The 19391-nt window shown below is 47.5% G+C and carries 18 protein-coding genes; 1 reads left to right on the top strand and 17 read right to left on the bottom strand.

Features of this window, described 5'->3' with window-relative positions:
- Positions 1–13: 13 nt before the first annotated feature.
- The 15 genes from argC to ACFQI7_RS29680 all read right to left on the bottom strand — a co-directional run bounded on the left by argC (position 14) and on the right by ACFQI7_RS29680 (position 16292).
- Positions 14–1063 carry an N-acetyl-gamma-glutamyl-phosphate reductase gene (gene argC, locus ACFQI7_RS29750; RefSeq protein ID WP_218102497.1) on the bottom strand — a complete coding sequence of 350 codons (1050 nt, stop codon included), beginning with the start codon at positions 1061–1063 and terminating at the stop codon, positions 14–16.
- A 117-nt stretch (positions 1064–1180) separates the two neighbouring features.
- Positions 1181–3079 carry an FAD-dependent oxidoreductase gene (locus ACFQI7_RS29745; RefSeq protein ID WP_218102498.1) on the bottom strand — a complete coding sequence of 633 codons (1899 nt, stop codon included), beginning with the start codon at positions 3077–3079 and terminating at the stop codon, positions 1181–1183.
- 124 nt (positions 3080–3203) lie between these two features.
- The gene (locus ACFQI7_RS29740; RefSeq protein WP_377518085.1) at positions 3204–4112 is read right to left on the bottom strand and encodes a YitT family protein; all 909 of its coding nucleotides are present in this window, start codon (positions 4110–4112) and stop codon (positions 3204–3206) included.
- Positions 4113–4306: 194 nt separating this feature from the next.
- A protein-coding gene (prfB, locus tag ACFQI7_RS29735) for a peptide chain release factor 2 (protein WP_218102499.1) occupies positions 4307–5426 on the bottom strand; the annotation gives its coding sequence in 2 pieces (ribosomal slippage) (positions 4307–5353 and positions 5355–5426; 1119 coding nt in all).
- A gap of 89 nt (positions 5427–5515) precedes the next feature.
- A complete protein-coding gene (gene secA, locus ACFQI7_RS29730; protein WP_218102500.1) occupies positions 5516–8020 on the bottom strand; it encodes a preprotein translocase subunit SecA in 2505 nt (834 codons plus the stop codon).
- Between the two features lie 229 nt (positions 8021–8249).
- Positions 8250–8798 carry a ribosome hibernation-promoting factor, HPF/YfiA family gene (gene hpf / locus ACFQI7_RS29725; protein WP_218102501.1) on the bottom strand — a complete coding sequence of 183 codons (549 nt, stop codon included), beginning with the start codon at positions 8796–8798 and terminating at the stop codon, positions 8250–8252.
- A gap of 194 nt (positions 8799–8992) precedes the next feature.
- Positions 8993–9190 (bottom strand): cold shock domain-containing protein, encoded by a 198-nt coding sequence (locus ACFQI7_RS29720; protein ID WP_036682971.1) that lies wholly within the window; start codon positions 9188–9190, stop codon positions 8993–8995.
- A 283-nt stretch (positions 9191–9473) separates the two neighbouring features.
- Positions 9474–9818 carry a flagellar protein FliT gene (locus tag ACFQI7_RS29715; protein WP_218102502.1) on the bottom strand — a complete coding sequence of 115 codons (345 nt, stop codon included), beginning with the start codon at positions 9816–9818 and terminating at the stop codon, positions 9474–9476.
- Positions 9802–10191: a flagellar export chaperone FliS gene (gene fliS, locus ACFQI7_RS29710; RefSeq protein ID WP_218102503.1), complete on the bottom strand. Its 390-nt coding sequence runs from the start codon at positions 10189–10191 to the stop codon at positions 9802–9804. The genes ACFQI7_RS29715 and fliS overlap by 17 nt, the downstream gene beginning before the upstream one ends.
- Positions 10192–10227: 36 nt before the next feature.
- Positions 10228–11733 carry a flagellar filament capping protein FliD gene (fliD, locus tag ACFQI7_RS29705; protein ID WP_218102504.1) on the bottom strand — a complete coding sequence of 502 codons (1506 nt, stop codon included), beginning with the start codon at positions 11731–11733 and terminating at the stop codon, positions 10228–10230.
- Between the two features lie 32 nt (positions 11734–11765).
- Positions 11766–12179, bottom strand: a complete 414-nt coding sequence (locus ACFQI7_RS29700; protein WP_218102505.1) for a flagellar protein FlaG — start codon at positions 12177–12179, stop codon at positions 11766–11768.
- 155 nt (positions 12180–12334) lie between these two features.
- A complete protein-coding gene (locus ACFQI7_RS29695; protein WP_218102506.1) occupies positions 12335–13438 on the bottom strand; it encodes a DegT/DnrJ/EryC1/StrS family aminotransferase in 1104 nt (367 codons plus the stop codon).
- Entirely contained in the window at positions 13435–14034 is a 600-nt protein-coding gene (locus ACFQI7_RS29690) for an acyltransferase (RefSeq protein WP_218102507.1), read from the bottom strand. The genes ACFQI7_RS29695 and ACFQI7_RS29690 overlap by 4 nt, the downstream gene beginning before the upstream one ends.
- A 1-nt stretch (position 14035) precedes the next feature.
- On the bottom strand, positions 14036–14980 hold the full coding sequence (locus ACFQI7_RS29685) for a Gfo/Idh/MocA family protein (protein ID WP_218102508.1): 945 nt from the start codon (positions 14978–14980) through the stop codon (positions 14036–14038).
- Positions 14981–14990: 10 nt separating this feature from the next.
- Positions 14991–16292: a nucleotide sugar dehydrogenase gene (locus ACFQI7_RS29680; RefSeq protein ID WP_218102509.1), complete on the bottom strand. Its 1302-nt coding sequence runs from the start codon at positions 16290–16292 to the stop codon at positions 14991–14993.
- Positions 16293–16533: 241 nt separating this feature from the next.
- On the opposite strand from ACFQI7_RS29680, the gene ACFQI7_RS29675 reads away from it, so the two are divergent.
- Positions 16534–17526, top strand: coding sequence for an NAD-dependent epimerase/dehydratase family protein (locus ACFQI7_RS29675; RefSeq protein ID WP_218102510.1), 993 nt, complete (start codon positions 16534–16536; stop codon positions 17524–17526).
- Positions 17527–17944: 418 nt separating this feature from the next.
- Here the strand turns inward: ACFQI7_RS29675 and ACFQI7_RS29670 are convergent, their stop codons facing one another.
- The gene (locus tag ACFQI7_RS29670) at positions 17945–18814 is read right to left on the bottom strand and encodes an NAD-dependent epimerase/dehydratase family protein (RefSeq protein WP_218102511.1); all 870 of its coding nucleotides are present in this window, start codon (positions 18812–18814) and stop codon (positions 17945–17947) included.
- 1 nt (position 18815) lies between these two features.
- Positions 18816–19328 (bottom strand): acyltransferase, encoded by a 513-nt coding sequence (locus ACFQI7_RS29665; RefSeq protein WP_218102512.1) that lies wholly within the window; start codon positions 19326–19328, stop codon positions 18816–18818.
- Positions 19329–19391: the final 63 nt, after the last annotated feature.

Genomic DNA, 19391 nt, shown 5'->3' with positions numbered 1-19391 from the left:
TCGCACAATGCCTTTATGGATATACCGGGGTGAACGCAAGTCCTGTCGCTTCATCCCAGCCCATCATCAAATTCAAGTTTTGCACCGCTTGCCCGGCTGCGCCCTTCACCACGTTGTCAATGACCGAGATGATCGTGAGCCGACCCGTGCGCGGGTCAAGCGACAGCCCGATATCGCAGTAGTTGGAGCCCCATACTTCCTTCGTCGCCGGATATTTCCCTTTATCCCGAATGCGGACGAACGGCCGCCCTTCATAATAGCTGCGATATAGCTCGCGAATTTCGTCCTCGCTCCGCGTTTCTTTCAAATTCACATAGATCGTCGATAAAATGCCGCGCGTCATCGGCACCAGATGAGTCGTGAACGTCATGATCACTTCTTCCCCGGCGAGCCGGCTTAGCACCTGTTCGATTTCCGGCGTATGCTGGTGTTTGTTCACCTTATAAGCAAGGAAATTTTCGTTGATCTCGGAGTAGTGCACGAGCAGGCTGAGTCCGCGTCCGGCGCCGGAAACGCCCGATTTGGCGTCGGCAATGATCGATTTCAGATCGATCCAGCCGTTTGCCGCAAGCGGTGCAAGCCCAAGCAGCGTCGCCGTCGGGTAGCAGCCCGGATTCGATATGAAGCTCGCGCCCTTGACTTCTTCGCCGAACACCTCGGCAAGCCCGTATACCGCTTTTTCCACATACGCGGCATCGGCAGGCTTATGTTTATACCATGTTTCATAGACTTCACCGGACGTAAGCCGGAAGTCGCCCGATATATCGATCACCTTCAGCCCTGCGTCGTACAGCCTCGGAGCAAGCTCCGAAGCGACCCCGTGAGGCGTAGCCAGAAATACGACATCCGCCTTCTCGCGGATCAATTCCACGTCCACGGCATCCAGCTTGTCGGTCAATATTTGATTTAAATGCGGAAAGCCGTCCGCAATGGGAGCCCCCGCGCTGGAAGAAGATATAACCGATGTGATCGCCACATTCGGATGCGTAAGCAAAAGCCGAATGAGCTCGACCCCGCCGTATCCTGTCGACCCGATAATGGCCGCTCTCAATTTCGTAGACATTTCCGTTCCCTCCACATGAAAACTATGTATTATTATACATCCGAAGGTATAATAATACAACGTATTTTTTGCCTGCAGCCGCCCGCTTTTCCTCTTATCCCAGCTCGAAAAACCGCCTTAAGGCTCGAGTTGCTGTCGCTCCAGCCTCGCTTCCACCCGCTCCGGATCCCAAAGTAGCCTGTACTCGAGCAGCTTGGCGGCATCCTCCAGCCCGATCAACGCAAAGTTGTTGAGCACGTGCACCGGCACTTGCGCCGAATGCTCCGTCTGGGGCGCTTCTTTATATGCATAACGAATTTGCTTCGTATCCACATCGTATCGCACTTGGACAGCTCCAAGCAAGTGAAAAGTCTCGAGCAGCGGCGCCCACGGCTGCCCTTCGATCACGAGCGGCTTCAATCCTCCGGTGTAACGGAGAGCGGTTCCGCCGACATGGACTTTCATGAAAGGCAAATGCTTCGCCACCACATTACCGCCGAGCAGCGTCAGCTTTCCCGCGTTAAGCTCCTCCTTCTCCTGCTCGTTCAGATGCGCAATTTTGTTTTTTGCTTCCTTCGGCGCGATCCGGATTCGGTACTTTTTGTCCATGTAGCCATGAAAGTCAGCCATTTCCCGCTCCGTCACGCTCGTGAGGCTTCGCCCGTTCATTCGGCCCATCAGCACGCCGATCGATTCCGCAGCAAGCACTCCGTTCGCCTGAATGCGCGTGCTGCCGTAAGCGACAACGGACGAGCCTACAAGCTTGCCGGCCATAACGACGTTATTGTAACCTTTCGCAAGGTAGCTGCGAAGCGGCATGCCGTATTGATCCGGTTTGCCGACGGCTAGTCCTTCCCGATTGGACGGCGATCCCTGAATATCCATAAAATACCCGCCGATGCTCACATTGTCCCAAAACATTCGACCGCTCATCAGATCGGTAGCTTGAAGCACATAAGCCGCCGGGTAATGATAAAACTCCCGGATGTACAGCTCTTGAGCTTCCCCGTTCAGCTCCGCACGCTCAAAGCCGGTCAAATGCTGTCGCAGGTGCTCCAGAATGCCCGGCATTTCGTCCCGCGCCGCCTGCTTCCCGCGCTCTATCGTCTCCGGTTTACTTGGGTCGACCCCATATACTTGAAGCGCGTTGATCAAAACCTCTCCGTCCCCTTGATTGACGATATTCAGCCCTCGCAAGTTAAGCATTTGCGGGTTGCTCAAACGGTACCGGCCTACGATAGGCGGAAATCCGTACGCAATGTTCCCATCTACATAGGTGTCCGGCCCGTACAAGCTTGCCCGCTCCATTTTATCCAGTTTCCAGAAATGGCTGTACAGTCGCTGCCAATCGACATTTTTGAACCGCATCATATACGTCGCGCTCATGAATTCAGGCTGTGGTGCCGCTGCAGCGGAGTCTCCTACCTTGCGCTCCCCACGGTATAACGCCCCCAATCCTGGAAGCGGTTCCAAAAATAGTTTGCGTAAAAGCGCCGCATCGTCCGAATTGTCTACAACGTAGGTCGGGTGTACTTCATGACTTTTCCCGTCCTTCGTATACCGAATGGATCTAACGGTTCCGTCCGTCTCGGCGACACCATCGAGCGCGATCCCTTTCTCGATTGGGATTCCGTGAATGAGCCTGTGAAAATAGGAGGCGAATTGGGTTTTTTTTCGGATATTCCCCGCTTCATATTGCTCGAACAACTCCTTCATCCCGCCTTGTACGATCGACTCCCCTTTTTCGTTGTAAACCCCGTCCAGATATTGCATTTCCCCCTGGATCAATTGACCCCCAAGCCGCTGTTTCGGCTCCAGAATCAGCACACCAAGTCCTTCTTGCTTGGCTCTTCGGGCAAGGTGCATCCCCTCCAGCTCGGTGCCGATAATTACTACGTCCACGTTCCGGTTCAACGGGTTGCGCAGCAGGAAGCTCCCGTCGCTGTCCCGCGCCGTCATGCCGTATACGGTCCCCAAACTGCTTAACCCCACGGCCGCCAAGCCGGCGATAAGCATCATCCACCATCGGTTCTTCATCCCGTTTCGTCTCCCCAGCAAGCAATGTCCGCCTGACTGAAATCGTATCGAATTTAGTAAGAGAATTCAATCCCCGGCGGACCGCTTTTGCACTGAAATTTTTGCCATATCGCTACACTATATGCTAAGGAGTCAAGCCCGATCCCGATTTATTAAACCCTTCGCCCAGCACTTCATTCGTGTCGCTCAAAATGACAAAAGCTTTCGGGTCGATTCGCCGCACGAGTTCCTTCAACCGGCTGACCTCCGTCTGCCCCACTACGACCATCAGCACGGTCCGTTCTTCCCCCGTATAGCCGCCGATCGCCTGCAGCTTCGTCAGCCCGCGATCCAGCTCAAACAAGATGGCCTCGCGAATCGGTTCGGGCTCCCTTGAGATGATGAAAGCCACCTTCGAAAAGCTGAAACCGATCTGCACGACGTTAATTGTTTTGCTTGTGACGAATAGCCCGATTAAGGCGTACAGCGCTTTCTCCGGGGACAATACGAAACCGGCCGTTACGATAACGGCACCGTCCAGCATCGCCACGCAGAGTCCGAGAGCTATTCCTGTATACCGATGAATGATTTGCGCAGCCAAATCGAGCCCCCCCGTGGAGCCTCTCCCGCGAAAAACAAGTCCCAAGCCGAGACCGACCAGCATGCCGCCATAAATACTCGCCAGCAGGATGTTGTCCGTCAAAGCGGGGACCCCCCGTGTCAGCAAGATCATCAACGGCAATATGAGGGAGCCGATCGCGGTCTTCACGCCAAATTGCCCTCCCAGCAGCCAAGCGCCGACGATAAATAGCGGGATATTCAGCGCCCATTGCGTAAGGGCGGGCTCGATCCCGGTTAATGCGTTCACAATAATGCTGATCCCGGTAACGCCGCCGGAAGCCACCTGATTCGGACTCAGAAACAAGTTGAAGCTGAGCGCGATGATCAGAGAACCGCTCATAAGCAGCAAGTATTCCCATAACCTGCGTCCCCACAGACTTTCCCGCGTCGTTCGGCCCTTCCGTCTTCGTCCGCGTAAGCTGTCCGCGGCAATTGTATCGGTTTTTTTCCGGCTCCGCGGCGCCAAACCGCTCTCCCCCGGAGCTACTTTGCCTTCGTCCTCTCTATCTTCTGCCGAATTCAATTTCCCACCCTCCCCTGAACGCAAAAAATCCTACACCCGGCCCCTTCCTCAGAGGCTTCTATCTTAAGTGTAGGATGAACTGGTGCTTATTGTTTTATGTCCGGTTACGCTTCTTTTTCCGGTTTATTGATTTGCTGGCGCAAGTAGGCGTCGATGAACGCATCCAAGTCGCCGTCCATGACCGCGCCGATATTTCCGGTTTCCTCGGACGTTCGATGATCCTTGACCATGCTGTACGGATGGAATACGTAGGAGCGAATTTGGCTGCCCCAGGCAATATCCGATACTTCGCCGCGAATTTCGGCCAAATGCTTTTGCTGCTCCTCGATTTTTTTCTCGTACAGCTTGGAACGAAGCATTTTCATGGCGCGCTCGCGGTTTTTGATCTGCGAACGCTCCGTCTGGCAGCTCACGACAACCCCGGACGGCATATGGGTAATCCGCACCGCCGAATCCGTCGTATTGATGTGCTGTCCGCCCGCGCCGCTGGACCGGTATGTGTCGACCTTCAGATCTTCGGTACGGATATCGATCTCCACGTCATCGTCGATCTCCGGCATTACATCGCATGATACGAACGACGTATGCCGCCTTCCCGAAGCGTCGAACGGCGAAATGCGCACAAGCCGGTGAACGCCTTTCTCCGCCTTCAAATACCCGTATGCGTTATAGCCTTTGATCAGCAGCGTCACGCTCTTCACGCCGGCCTCGTCGCCCGGTAAATAATCGAGCACTTCGACCTTGAAATCCCGCTTCTCCGCCCAGCGGCGGTACATCCGGAGCAGCATCTCCGCCCAGTCCTGCGACTCGGTGCCGCCGGCGCCCGGATGCAGCTCGAGAATCGCATTCAGCCGGTCATACGGCTGGCTGAGCAGCAGTTGCAGCTCGAAGTCCTCGAGCTTTTTGATAATGGCCGTTATGCCTGCCGTAATATCGGCGGACATACTATCGTCCTGCTCCTCTTGCGCAAGCTCGGCAAGCACCGCAAGATCTTCATACTCCGCGGCAAGCGCCTGAAATTGATCGACGCTGCCTTTAATCCCGTTCATCTCGGCAATCAGCTTCTGCGCTTTCTCATTATCGTCCCAAAAATCCGGAGCCGACATCTTCTCCTCGTAATCGGCGATTTTCTCCAGCTTCAGATCTAAGTCAAAGAGACCCCCTGAGCTCAGCCAATCGCTTGGCCGTTTCTTGCAAATCCCGCTTTACCTCTGGTTCTAACATGACGCAACACCTCTACCCGAAAGTTTTTTCGTTATTTTTCTTAAAAAAGGAGACCGGAGTATAGACCCCGACCTCCCGCTTTCTCTAGCTTATACTCCGTGGCACTGCTTATATTTTTTGCCGCTGCCGCAAGGGCATAAGTCGTTCCGTCCGATGACATCGTTATTGACGACAGGCCGTTTTGGCGCCGGCTCTCCGTTTGTAGCCATCTCGTGCTCTTCCACTACGGCTTCGCGGACGAGGTTCGTTTCCACATGGGCTTTCATGATGTATGTGGCCACTTCCTCCTGGATGCTTTGCACCATCTCCTGGAACATTTCGTAGCCCTCGAACTGGTATTCTCGAAGCGGATCGGTTCCGCCGTAGGCGCGAAGATGGATACCCGAACGCAATTGATCCATCGCGTCAATATGATCCATCCATTTGCTGTCTACCGCGCGCAGCACAACCACTTTCTCGAATTCACGCATGAATTCTTCCCCGATTTGCTGCTCCCGTTCTTCGTAAATGCGTCTCATGAGGTCTTTAATATATTCGATGATCTCGTCTTTTTCCTTGCCCCAGAGCTCATCTTTGTTCAGCTGCCCTTCATGAAGGAACGTGCCGTTCGCGTAGTCTACGATCGCCTGCAAATCCCACTCCTCGGGAACCAGATCCGCCGGACAATGCGCTTCCACCATGCGGTCTACGACAGGCATAATCATGCCGAGCACAATATCGCGAATGTTCTCGGATTCTATCACCTCGCGGCGCTGCTTGTAAATAATTTCACGCTGCTGGTTCATCACGTCGTCGTATTGCAATACGATCTTCCGCACGTCGAAGTTGTTCCCTTCCACTCGTTTCTGAGCGGACTCGATCGCCTTCGTGATCAACTTGCTCTCGATCGGCTGGTCTTCTTCAAATCCAAGCCGGTCCATCATGCCCATGATGTTCTCGGCACCGAAACGACGCATCAGTTCATCCTCAAGCGACAAATAAAATTGCGACGATCCCGGGTCGCCCTGACGTCCGGCGCGCCCGCGGAGCTGGTTGTCGATCCGGCGGCTCTCATGCCGCTCCGTACCTATAATATGCAAGCCGCCGACTTCGGCGACACCCGTACCCAGCATAATGTCCGTACCGCGGCCGGCCATGTTGGTCGCAATCGTGACCGTACCCGGCTGCCCAGCGCGCGATACGATTTCCGCTTCCTCCGCATGGTACTTCGCATTCAGCACCTGGTGCTTGACGCCTTTTTTCTTCAGCATCTCGGACAGCCGCTCCGAGTTTTCGATCGAAATCGTACCAACCAGCACAGGCTGGTTGTTCTTGTGGCGTTCCACAATTTCGTCCACAACGGCCCGGAACTTGCTTCCGATCGACTTATAGACGACGTCCGGCATATCTTTACGAACCATCGGTCTGTTCGTCGGAACGACGATAACCTCAAGTCCGTAAATTTTCTTCAACTCTTCCTCTTCCGTCTTCGCCGTACCGGTCATCCCCGACAGCTTGCGGTACATCCGGAAGTAGTTTTGCAGCGTGATCGTCGCCAAAGTCATCGATTCGTTCTGAACTTTGATTTTCTCTTTCGCCTCGATCGCCTGATGCAAACCTTCGCTGTAGCGGCGGCCCGTCATTAACCGGCCGGTGAATTCGTCGACGATCACGATCTCTTCTTCCTGAACGACGTAATCCACATCGCGGCGCATGATGACATGCGCTTTGAGCGCCTGTTGGACGTGATGGTTCAATGTCACATGCTCGTGATCGAACAAGTTCTCGATGCCGAACGCTTTCTCGGCTTTCTCCACGCCCACTTCGGTCAGAGCGACCGAGCGGAGCTTTACATCGATCGTATAGTCTTCTTCTTCTTTCAAATTGCTCACAAAATGATCAGCCATATAGTACAAATCCGTAGATTTGGCAGCTTGTCCGGAAATAATGAGCGGCGTCCGCGCCTCGTCGACCAGAATGGAATCGACTTCGTCAATGACCGCGTAATAAAGCGGCCGCTGTACCATTTGCTCCTTATATACAACCATATTGTCACGCAAATAATCGAAGCCGAACTCGTTGTTCGTCCCATACGTTATGTCACAGGTGTAAGCGTGCTGCTTCTCCTCATGCGCCATATTCGGCAGGTTCACTCCGACCGTCATGCCAAGGAAGTCATAGATCTTTCCCATTTCGCCGCTATCGCGTTGCGCCAAGTAATCGTTGACCGTAACGACATGCACGCCTTTGCCCAGCAGCGCATTCAAATAAACCGGCAGGGTGCCGACGAGCGTCTTCCCTTCACCTGTACGCATTTCCGCGATCCGGCCTTCATGCAGCACCATACCGCCGATCAGCTGCACGTCGTAATGACGCTTGCCGAGCACGCGCTTGGACGCCTCCCGCACGACGGCAAAAGCTTCCGGCAGCAGGTCATCCAAATCCTCGCCCTTCTCCAGACGCTCGCGGAACTCGACCGTTTTATTGCGAAGCTCGTCGTCGGAAAGCGCCTCGATCGAAGGCTCCAACGAATTGATATATTCTACTGCTTTCCACATGCGCTTTAATTCGCGCTCATTCGAGTCGCCAAATATTTTTTTCACGAGTCCTAGCATGCTGCTAATCCCCTTCCTTTATCGAACAGTAATCCATAGCCTAAATTGTAGCAGTTTGCGACACGCACCGCAACAAACCACTGCAATTCCCTTATATACTAAAAAGAGCCTGCCCGACCCCCGGCAAGCGGACATCGCCCGTCTCCATCGAGACTTACGACGCAACCCCGCTGCCAGTTCCGGACAAGCTCGTTGTCATTCCACTAAGATTCCTTTCGAAGCCTTTGAATTAACGGGCCGGTTCGATCAATCCATACTTCCCGTCGTTGCGCTTATAGACCACATTCACTTGCGATGTATCGGAATTAGCAAAAACAAAGAAATTATGTCCAACCATATTCATCTGTAAGATCGCTTCGTCTACATCCATCGGCTTCAGCGTAAATTGCTTCGTCCGCACCAATTCATAGTCTTCCTCTTCATCCTGGATGTAGCTCATGCCCGATTCTACCCGGAACAAATCTTTGATGCCGCCTTCTTGGCGAATTTTCCGGTTGGCTTTCGTCTTGGCTTTGCGAATTTGTCTTTCCAACTTGTCCACCACGAGGTCGACGGAAGCATACATGTCCGTATGCCGTTCTTCCGCCCTGAGCATGAAACCTGGGAGCGGAATGGTCACCTCGATCGTTTGAAAACCTTTGGCAACACTTAAAGTAACGCTAACTTCAGATAGAGGGGGAGCTTCAAAGTACCTTTCGAGCTTACTCAGCTTTTTCTCAACATGGTCTCTCAACGCCTCAGTTACTTCGATGTTTTCACCGCGAATGTTGAATTTCATGTATAACTCCTCCTTTCATACCTACATTATACTATATTCTCCCTCCGCCTTCAAAAAAACTTTACATTGCCGCGTAAATTATTGACAAGTTGAAGCACAAAAAAAACACCCTGGATTGCTCCAGAGTGTTGTTTGTCGCCGCTGCTAAGCTTCAAACCGTTAACCATCTATAATTCGGCCGACAGGCCGGATGATTACAACTTGATTACGTTAGCTGCTTGTGGTCCGCGTGCGCCCTCTACGATATCGAACTCAACAGATTGTCCTTCTTCAAGGGTTTTGAAACCGTCTGTCTGGATTGCGGAGAAGTGTACGAATACGTCGCCCCCGTCTTCGCGCTCGATGAAACCGTAACCTTTTTCTGCGTTAAACCATTTTACTTTACCTTGCATGTAAAACATTCCCTTCGTTATCAAATAACTGCAAGCTCTTGCTCACAAATTGACTATATCACTGTCCGAACGCCCATGTCAATCAATACCAACGCTGTTAGCAAAATATTTCGAAAATTCGCGTATTAACATCCGGTGAACAATTCATTCACAGCCAAAAAGCCCGTCATATCGCGGTTTTCCGACATTTTCCGCAAAGTTATCAACAGAGTTATGCACATTGTCCACAGGCTTGTAAATAACAAATAGACCCCTGTTCGAAACAAGAGTCTAATTCTGCAGGTTACTTTTTTCGGTCGAAAAATACGCTGTCGGGGGTATAATCTATTTCGTAAGCCCCTCTTTGCACCTTACCTAAGCTCATTTTTTTTAGCCCGTCTTGAGCTTCCTCTTTTAGTTTATTCATTCTGCCTACGATCAGGTCATCCCATCGAAGTGTCACTTCCACCCGATCTTTGAAGGAGGCTCTTTCCTCAGGCGTTCGGCGCACCGATACAATTTGCTCGATCAAGGCATCCCGCTGCAAAACAAATTCCTCGACATCCTCCATTGCCGCCACGGACAACCGCTCCATAATTTCCCCTGTAAGGAACTCCAAGCGGCTGATGAGATCATCCAAGCTTTGCATTTCCGCTTTGTCCTGCCTTCACCGCTTGCATCCAAGTCTCCTTCAATTCAATCAGGTAGCCTAATACTTCCTCGGCCGACTCTGCTTTCTTTTGGATATTGGCTTCAATTAAGCGGAAATTAAAGTACTCGTACAGTCTCAATAAAGATTCGGCGATGGATGAATTTCTATCCAGTGTAATAACGAATTCGGAGATGATGTCCTGTGTCTTTGTTAAATTGATATGAGCTTCCTCATAATTGTTTTGCTTGATCGCAGCGATGGCTTGTTTACAAAAACGAATCGCCCCATCGTAAAGCATAATCAAAAGTTGGGCTGGAGTAGCGGTTTGAACGGAATTCTCCAAGTATTTGTTACGCTGCAGTTGTTGCATACCCTATTCCTCCAATGGATCGTTTTCTATACGTACTTAACTGAAATATCCCGCCAGGCTCGTCGACTGTTGGTTATATTGCTGGATCGCCTTCTCCATGGCCGAAAACTGTTTATAGTAACGGGTTTCCAGATCAGATAAACGGCTGGTGCCTGCCGTAATCTGCTTCGATAAAAGCTGCATTTGTTTGCCCAGAACCGTTTCGTCCAAAAGAATGGAGGAGTATCCGGTCTTTTTCTTGATTTGATCCATCGCTTTTTGCGCATCCGCGTATATTCGCTCTGCAATGCCCATATCCGACCGATCGGTTTTTCCAGTTCCGTTGGCTGTGAACAAGTCAAGAACCGCTTGCGGATCTTCCTCTAATGCTTTTTTTAATTTTTTTTCGTCCGACACATTCAATTTTCCGTTATCATAATAACTCGAGCTTGTAATGCCTATTGCCGAAAGCGTATTATACTTTGAGCCGTTATCCACTTTTGAGGTGACAGCCAGTCTCATATCGCTTATTAACGTTGATAAGACCGAATCGTTTTTGAGCAAGCCGCTCATGGCCTTCTCTTCCCACTGCTCGATCTCCTTCTCTTTCATCGCTTCTTTCTGCTCAGAAGTCAAAGGCGCGAAATCCCGATAACGGCTTTCATCCGCTTTATCCTGAAGCGTTTTGAGCATATCGTTATAGTCCGTTATGAAGCTCTTGATAGACTCCATAATCTTGTCTGTATCTCGGGAGATGGTAATAGTCGATGCAGTATAGACACTGGGATTATCCGGGCGTGCAGGATCAGTAGACGGACTAACTGTTTTTAAAGTAATATCCACTCCGTTAATCCTGAAAGAATTACTTTGTTGGGAAGTAAGCAAGTCATTAATATAAACTTCGGCATTGGCTGCCGCTTTAAAACTAGTCCCATCCAGCTTTAATTCCGTTGCCAAGGTACCGCTTTCTACAACAATCTTATCCCCAGTTCCTGTTCCATTAACAAGTCCCGTTTGTTTGGACATGAGGGATAGCTTCTTCCCATCAAAGAAAGCAGTTACGTTCGTTTCTTTATTAATCTTACTTATGACTGTATTTAATGAATCCTTCGTGGGGTCAAAAGTAACTTCTTTTCCGTTAATCTTAATGGAACCTGTGGTAGCCGATCCAAAGCTACTAAATTGGGAAGCTAATGACTTCGTTGGATCAACCGTTACATCACTTGAACTATTCATGCTCGCTGCAGTCGCCAGACTTTTCACCTTCACAACCAAGTTCCCCGCTACGGCATCCCCCGTCGCTTTAGCGCTAACGGCATCCTGATTTCCCGAGATCCCTACTTTCGAAGCGGCAAGCGTGCCTTCAAGCTTAAAATTATAAACCTTGTTATTGCGGAAATCATTAATCTTCGTATTCATATCCAGGTATGCTTGGCGCTGCCATTCTACCGTTTGCTTTTTTTGCGTTAATTTGTCTACTTTTGACTGCTGTCCTGTGAGCATCGCTTTGACTAGACTATCAATATCCATGCCTGAAGCCATACCTGTTATCCGTTGAACCAAACATAATACCCCCTGTCTATTTGCGGTATAAACTACCTTTTCTCATCGACAAATATGCCGGCCTGCTTCCAAATGCTTGCGATAAAATCTAACGTTTTCTCCGGAGGCACCTCACGAATCAATTTCCCCGTATCCTTTTCCAACACCTTGACCATAATTTGCTTCGTTGGTTTGTGGAAAGAGAATTCCAGTTGGGTCGCCGGTCCTTGCACAGCCTTAACGGCTTTTTCAATGGCTTTAATCAGCTGCTCTTCACTAATGCCAATCTTCTCTCCTTGCAGTTGTAGCTGTTTGATTTGGTCCGCCGATTGAACCGATTGGAGAATGGAACTATTATTGAATCCCGGGTCTATAGCTTGATCTCCTTGGGCTTTTCTTACGGACTCGTCGCTTCCTTGGCGCTCATATGAAGAAAACGGGTTGGCTCCTATCGAAGAAAAATCCATTCAAGAAATCCTCCATCACGATTTGTTACCCTATATATCGGAATTTCCAGGCTGTTCTGTTAGGAATATTTAATGGAATTCCAATATTTTCATCGGTAACCAATTAAAAAGAAGAGACTCCAGCCACTGCCGGAATCCCATTCTTTCATCTAAAATTATACAAAATACTCTTGAATTGCCTTAACGACCTCTGCTTGAACCTTTTCCGGCATCAATGGCCACATGGGAAGACTGAGCACTTCCTCTGCTGCTTTCTCAGCAAATTCAAAGGTCCAGTTTGAACCTTGATAAACAGGCAGTTTATGCAGCGGAACCGGATAATAAACCATAGATCCGATTCCTTTGTCTGCTAAGTACTGCTTTAACGAATCACGTTTACCCTCTAATACACGGATCGTATATTGATGAAAAACGTGTGAGGTTCCATCTTGTTCACTCGGCAAACTAATTCCATTGATCCCCGCAAATTCTGTATGATACCGCGCAGCAATGTCCCTTCTTTTTTGGTTCCAGTCATCCACCTTAGGCAATTTCACTCGTAATATAGAAGCATGCAGTTCATCCAAGCGTGAATTGTAACCAAACATTTCATTGTGGTATTTTTTCTCCGAACCATGCGCTCGCAGCATCCGTATAAGTCTAGCTGTTTCTTCGTCATTGGTTGTAATTAATCCACCATCGCCATATGCACCGAGATTCTTCGTCGGGAAGAAAGAAAAACAGCCCACATCGCCGATACTTCCTAATTTTTTTCCTTTATATTCTCCTCCAAAGCCTTGAGCTACATCCTCGATGATTTTAAGGTTATGCTTTTGGGCGAGTACCAGCAATGGATCCATATCGCACGCTTGACCAAACAAATGAACGGGCAGAATGGCCTTCGTATCCGGAGTAATCACTTCTTCAAGCTTGTTAACGTCCATATTAAACGTCTTCGGATCAATATCGACAAAGATAGGCTCCGCCCCTACCTGATGAATAGCTTCAGACGTAGCGAAAAACGTGAACGGCGTCGTAATGACTTTGTCTCCGCTGCCGATTCCTGCTGCACGCAGCCCAATGACAAGCGCGTCCGTACCGGAATTGACGCCATATGCATACTTTACCCCTAAATAAGCGGCCAACTCTTGTTCCAACTTGTTCACGTTCGGACCTAAGATGAATTGACCGGAAAATAATACATCCTTTATCGATTCCAGTACTTCTTCATGAATGCTTACTACTTCTGCCGAAGCATCAAAGATCGGAATGTTAATCATGTCTGACTGACTCCTTTTCCAACTCGCTCTTGTAGATGTCCGTTCTGCAAATCATACTGGCGATCACACCGAGGGCAGCTGGAGTGAGCTTCAGCGATCTTTAATACTTCACCGCAAGCACAAACCCAGCCCATCTGCTTTGCCGGTACTCCGGCAAACAACGCATAGGCGGGGACATCTTTTGTAACGACGGCGCCCGCGGCAACCATGGCACACTCCCCAATCGTTACGCCGCAGACAATCGTCGCGTTTGCTCCAATGGACGCCCCTTTTTTTACCCTTGTTATGTTATAATCGTCACTTGTATTTCTAGGAAAAGCCGAACGAGGGGTTTTCACATTCGTAAATACCATGCTTGGACCGCAAAACACATCGTCTTCCAGCACAACGCCTTCATACACAGACACGTTGTTCTGGATTTTTACATTATTTCCGATAACCACACCATTCGCAATAAATACGTTTTGCCCAAGATTGCAGCGCTCCCCAATTTTTGCTCCGGGCATGACGTGAGAAAAATGCCAAATTTTCGTTCCCTTTCCGATCTGCGAGCCTTCATCTATATAGGATGATTCATGTATATATATGTCGGACATGTTATACTCCCTCTTTATTAGACGCACGCTCTAAAATTTTCAAAACCGCCACACCATTTGCCCCATCGGACATAGGCGTTGTTCTGGTCTCCATGCAGTGAAGGAAATGCTCACACTCTATTTTCAAAGGTTGATTTTCCCCTTGAAAGATAATTTCGCTTCCATCACCCCAGATAGACAGATCCTTACGGACACCTTTCTTGTGAAGCGCAACCGACTGGGCTAGCTCATCATAGACAAGCATGCCTTCCGTACCGATAATGGTCAGCTTGCGTACCACCTCCGGATATAACCAGGAAGTATGCAAATGCGCCTTTACGCCATTCGGAAACGTCAAATGCAAGTAAACGTCATCTTCGATAGAAGGTTGTATAATATTTTGCCCCGTACAATTCATATCGACAGGCTCTTCGCCAACGAGATATAAGAAAACGGCCAGATCATGAACACCGAAGCTCCATAATACATTCTCGACGGAACGAACGATCCCCAGCTTCAACCGTTGTTGATGCAACGTGACAACTCGTCCGATTCCTCCGGCATCTATGACTCGTTTCATCTCCTGAATGGCCGGTTGATACATAAGAAGGTGACCCACCATTAAAATCCGTTGATTTTCTCGAGCCGTGTTTACGAGCTCCTCTCCGTCTTTACCGGAAAGCGTCATCGGTTTTTCGATAAAAACATCTTTGCCCGAAAGTAAGCACTGTTTAGCAAGGTCATAATGCGTGAAAGCAGGCGTTGCGATCACGATACCGTCAATGGAATGACTCTCTTTAACGACGTCAACCGAGTCAAACACAGGGACATTCGGATACTGCTGCTTTACGATCTCCCGAAGCGTCTCACTTGCCTCTACTACTGCGCCGAGAGCTCCTAATTCATAAAAGGTTCGAACTAAGTTTTTCCCCCAATGTCCGGCTCCGACAACCGCTACTTTTTTCATAATACACCTTCTATAATCGATAGAGTTTGTTGCTCACAGGTACATCTTTCATTGCATTTCTTGTGTCAAAGATAAGCTTGGCATTTTGCCCGATCATTTCGTAATCAAAACTTGAATGATCCGTCGTAATCACGACAATGTCCGCCGCGGATATCGCTTCATCCGTTAAGGATATCCCTTCAAACCTTTTGCCGCGGTACGAAAAGCCCGGGATATGTGGATCGCTGAATCGGACACAGGCGCCTTTTCTCTCCAGAATCTCCATAATGTCCAATATCGGCGATTCGCGGTAATCGTCAATATCCTTTTTGTAAGCGACGCCGAGCAGCAGTACCTTGGAATGTTTAATCGGCTTGGCTTCTTCATTCAACATATGCCCAATTCTCTCTACAACGAATTCCGGCATACTGTTATTGATTTCACCTGCAATTTCGATGAGTCTAGTATGGTAGTTATATTCCCTAGCCTTCCACGTCAAATACCACGGATCCACAGGTATACAGTGCCCGCCCAACCCGGGCCCCGGATAAAAGGCCATAAATCCATAGGGCTTCGTTTTCGCCGCGTCAATGACTTCCCATACATCGATCCCCATACGGTCACATAAAATCGCCATTTCATTAGCAAGCGCGATATTGATATTACGAAACGTATTTTCAAGTATTTTTTCCATCTCGGCCACAGCAGGGCTAGACACTGTATGGACTTTCCCTTCCAACACCTGCTCGTATAACGCAGCTGCAACTTCAGTACAACCCGCTGTAATGCCTCCGACTACCTTCGGCGTATTTTTCGTATTAAAGTGCTTATTTCCCGGGTCCACACGCTCAGGAGAATACGCCAGATGAAAGTCTTGGCCGCATACAAGGCCAGTGCTTTCCAAGATCGGCTTAACAACTTCCTCCGTCGTCCCCGGATAGGTTGTACTCTCGAGCACTACCAACATCCCTGGACGTAATTGTAGCGCAATCGATTCGGCGGATGTCTTGACATAGCTTATATCCGGCTGTTGGTAATCGTCTAGGGGCGTCGGCACGCATATAGCAACCACGTCCACATCTGCCATCAAGCTATAATCTGTTGTAGCCTGAATCCGCTTCTCTTGTACAAGCGTTCGCAGTTCATCTTCTACCACGTCGCCGATATAATTAATCCCCTGGTTCACGAGATCAACACGTTTTTGCTGAATATCAAAACCGATAACATGAAACCCTACCTTAGCTTTCTCTACCGCTAAAGGCAGCCCGACATAACCGAGCCCGATGACACCGATTTTAGCATGTTTAGATTGAATTTTGTCAATTAAGCTCATGTTATCAGATCGCTTTCTTTGGATGATTTATATCATTAGTATCGGTTAATGAGTGATTATAGTTTAGAGTTATATGAAAGGAACCACCTACTTGTACATTGGAATAAGAATTAGATTGTTAATTTTTTACGGGGATAATTCTACTACCTTTGTCTACAAAAAAACATGGAATTTGCCGATATACTATACTAAGTAACCAATAATTAACTTGATGGTACTCCTAAGGGAAAGGTTGTTCATAATGAAGCATATTGCAGATAACATAACTAATGAAACCATTTTTATTACAGGTGGAGCAGGTTTCATAGGATCGACACTGGCAGGATTATTAGTAAACAACAATAAAGTAATCATTTATGATAATTTTTCCCGTAACTCTATCAAGGATAAGCCTTTTTATAATCATCGTAATCTTATACTTATTGAAGGAAACATATTGGATTTGCCTCATTTGAAAGAAAGTATACGGGGTGCAACCTATGTCATTCATTGTGCCGGCATAGCAGGAATTGACACCGTGGTCAAAAGCCCCATTACAACTATGCAAGTGAATATGGTCGGATCAGCTAATTTATTAGAGGCTGCCAGTGAATTATATAATTGCAAACGCGTGGTTTGCTTCAGCACAAGCGAAGTATTTGGGCAAATCGCTTTTCAGTCCAACGAAACGAGCCCAGCAGTATTAGGGGCTGTCGGCGAAGCTAGATGGACCTATGCTGTTAGTAAGCTAGCTGAAGAACATTTAGCGTATGCTTACTTTAAAGAAAAGGGATTGCCCACGGTGACCGTACGTCCATTCAATGTTTATGGTCCAGGTCAAATTGGGGAGGGTGCTTTAAAGACATTTATTATACAAGCATTAAAAAATGAGGACATTACCATCCATGGTGACGGAACACAAATCAGAGCATGGTGTTATGTGAATGATATGGTAGACGGAGTGATTCATTGTCTAGCTTCACCTAACGCTGTGGGGGAATCATTCAATATAGGTAATTCAAGAACGGTTACAACGATATATGGATTAGCCAACACTGTTATTCGTGTATTGAACTCCAGATCGAAAATTAAGTTTATACCAAAGCTTTCTGCTGATATAGAATTAAGAATTCCAAGTACTGCAAAGGCACTAGAATTGTTAGGGTTCGAGGCAAAAGTAGATTTAGAGGAGGGGATATTAAAAACAGCAGACTTCTTTGGCACTTCGCCATTTACAGTGAAAATGGCAAAGTAGTGCTAGATGCAGAAGCTGTTACTGTTACGGTCACCTAGAATTTATTTCTGCTAAATCGTATGTTTTGAAGCCGTGGGAGCAGGGCCTTGCAGAGTTGTCACACGGCGCTCTTCAAAAGCTGTCTTTGGGTGTTTGCTTAAGTTTCTCTTCTAATTGCTTTACTGGGACTCCAGTTTCTCACTGGTGCTACTGAGTTGGTCCATGGTATCTTGAGTGTACAAAAGAAACCCTCCTTTTTTAATGGTTGCTCGACTCCCATTTACCAAGGATTGGTTTCTTTTTGTTTTACAGAAACAAGAACAAGGGCTAATCCCTTTGCCTTTATTCATGGCTTTTGGGACAGCCCCTTTAGTTTTAATTAAGTTACTCAAAAGAAACTTGTATAAAGTCTAGTTCGAGTAATTTATTTACATTACATTCAAACGCTTCGGTTTGACACTGTTTTTATGAGCGCTTCATCAAACGGTGTACTAAACAGCATATTATTGACACTTAGGGTTTTATCAATGGATCCCACTAGTGCCATATCTTCTTGATTTGAAAAAAAGATTCGAGGATTTCTATTTAATAGATTAGAGAGTTTTTCCACTAACTCAATTAAAGATATTTCCTCTCTACCCGCTATGTTATAAGTCCCTTTATTACCAGCCATTATTAATCGGTAAACCGCTTCTGTTGCATCGTTAATATAAACCGGATTAAATCTAAGCCCAGATCGCTCCCCGTTTATCTCTATCTCGTCATTAACCAATATTTTATTTATTATGTTGGGGAATAATCTAGGTCTCTTCTGACCTTCACCAAACGGAAAAAAATAGCGAAGTATTAGGTGATTATTCGGCCACAAGTTAATTATTAGTTTTTCAATATCTCTTTTATACTTCGAGTAGATCTCTGAAGGATTAACAGAGCTTTCTTCGCAATTGCTTCTCAATGAAAAACCATATACTCCACCAGTAGAAGCGTATACTATATCTGTAATACCACTATCATAGCACTTTTCTAGAAATCTCTTTTCATTCTCCATGAAAAGAGTATACTCTTGATTGTTGTTATTCGGCAAAAGCGCTGAATAATGAATCAAGATATTCTCCCCTTCCATACTTGGAATGGAAGGTAACTCCTGCATAAAGTCTAAATGTATCCATCTATTATAGGTACCAATACAATTTCTACCCATTAGAGTAATTTTGTTATTGATACTCTGCTTTAGCATCAAGTATTTTAGGATATCCTGGCCTAAAAAGCCCGAATAACCAGTAAAAAAGATATTATCAAACTTATCCATATCAATCTCTTTTCTTAATAACCTTAGCAGGAACCCCCACAGCTGTGACGTTATCCGGAATGGACCTATTAACAACTGCATTAGCTCCAATCTTAACATTTTCCCCCACCCGTACACCTGGCAAAATTACTGCCCCTATACCAATATTGCACCCATCACTTATAATTATTTCCTTGAATTCTAAGGGGCTAAACAATATAGTTTCGGTACTTTCTATATGGGAAGCAGCATGTATTTTTACACCTGGCCCGATTCCGACATTTTTCCCTATCTTTACCCCGCCAGCACCATGAATAAAGCACATTTGCCCGATCCATGTATTATCTTCAATAATAAGGTCGTGTTTGTAATAACCTTTTAAAATGGTATCGTGCCCTATGTATACATTGTTACCTATAGACACTCTTTCAGGATGAAATATTCTAACCCCATCCTCAATAATAACATTTTCTCCGCAACTCTTTAGTTTATTTTCAAAATCTCGTCCTGTTCCTTCACTTTGCCAATACTTCATAATGTTTGTCCCCGTAAATTTTAATTAGAAAACTAAGTGTGTTAAGAATTGATCATAAATAGT

The sequence above is a fragment of the Paenibacillus allorhizosphaerae genome, from assembly GCF_042659105.1.
In the GTDB taxonomy this organism is placed as follows: Bacteria; Bacillota; Bacilli; order Paenibacillales; family NBRC-103111; genus Paenibacillus_G; species Paenibacillus_G allorhizosphaerae.
This window is presented reverse-complemented; position numbering and strand designations above follow the sequence as displayed.

Coding starts and splice junctions, on each gene's coding strand:
- fliS (WP_218102503.1), bottom strand. CDS start 10,191: ATGCAACAACTGCAGCGTAACAAATACTTGGAGAATTCCGTTCAAACC.
- ACFQI7_RS29695 (WP_218102506.1), bottom strand. CDS start 13,438: ATGATTAACATTCCGATCTTTGATGCTTCGGCAGAAGTAGTAAGCATT.
- ACFQI7_RS29675 (WP_218102510.1), top strand. CDS start 16,534: ATGAAGCATATTGCAGATAACATAACTAATGAAACCATTTTTATTACA.
- ACFQI7_RS29720 (WP_036682971.1), bottom strand. CDS start 9,190: ATGCAAGGTAAAGTAAAATGGTTTAACGCAGAAAAAGGTTACGGTTTC.
- ACFQI7_RS29685 (WP_218102508.1), bottom strand. CDS start 14,980: ATGAAAAAAGTAGCGGTTGTCGGAGCCGGACATTGGGGGAAAAACTTA.
- argC (WP_218102497.1), bottom strand. CDS start 1,063: ATGTCTACGAAATTGAGAGCGGCCATTATCGGGTCGACAGGATACGGC.
- ACFQI7_RS29690 (WP_218102507.1), bottom strand. CDS start 14,034: ATGTCCGACATATATATACATGAATCATCCTATATAGATGAAGGCTCG.
- ACFQI7_RS29745 (WP_218102498.1), bottom strand. CDS start 3,079: ATGAAGAACCGATGGTGGATGATGCTTATCGCCGGCTTGGCGGCCGTG.
- secA (WP_218102500.1), bottom strand. CDS start 8,020: ATGCTAGGACTCGTGAAAAAAATATTTGGCGACTCGAATGAGCGCGAA.
- ACFQI7_RS29670 (WP_218102511.1), bottom strand. CDS start 18,814: ATGGATAAGTTTGATAATATCTTTTTTACTGGTTATTCGGGCTTTTTA.
- ACFQI7_RS29680 (WP_218102509.1), bottom strand. CDS start 16,292: ATGAGCTTAATTGACAAAATTCAATCTAAACATGCTAAAATCGGTGTC.
- ACFQI7_RS29700 (WP_218102505.1), bottom strand. CDS start 12,179: ATGGATTTTTCTTCGATAGGAGCCAACCCGTTTTCTTCATATGAGCGC.
- ACFQI7_RS29665 (WP_218102512.1), bottom strand. CDS start 19,328: ATGAAGTATTGGCAAAGTGAAGGAACAGGACGAGATTTTGAAAATAAA.
- hpf (WP_218102501.1), bottom strand. CDS start 8,798: ATGAAATTCAACATTCGCGGTGAAAACATCGAAGTAACTGAGGCGTTG.
- ACFQI7_RS29715 (WP_218102502.1), bottom strand. CDS start 9,818: ATGCAAAGCTTGGATGATCTCATCAGCCGCTTGGAGTTCCTTACAGGG.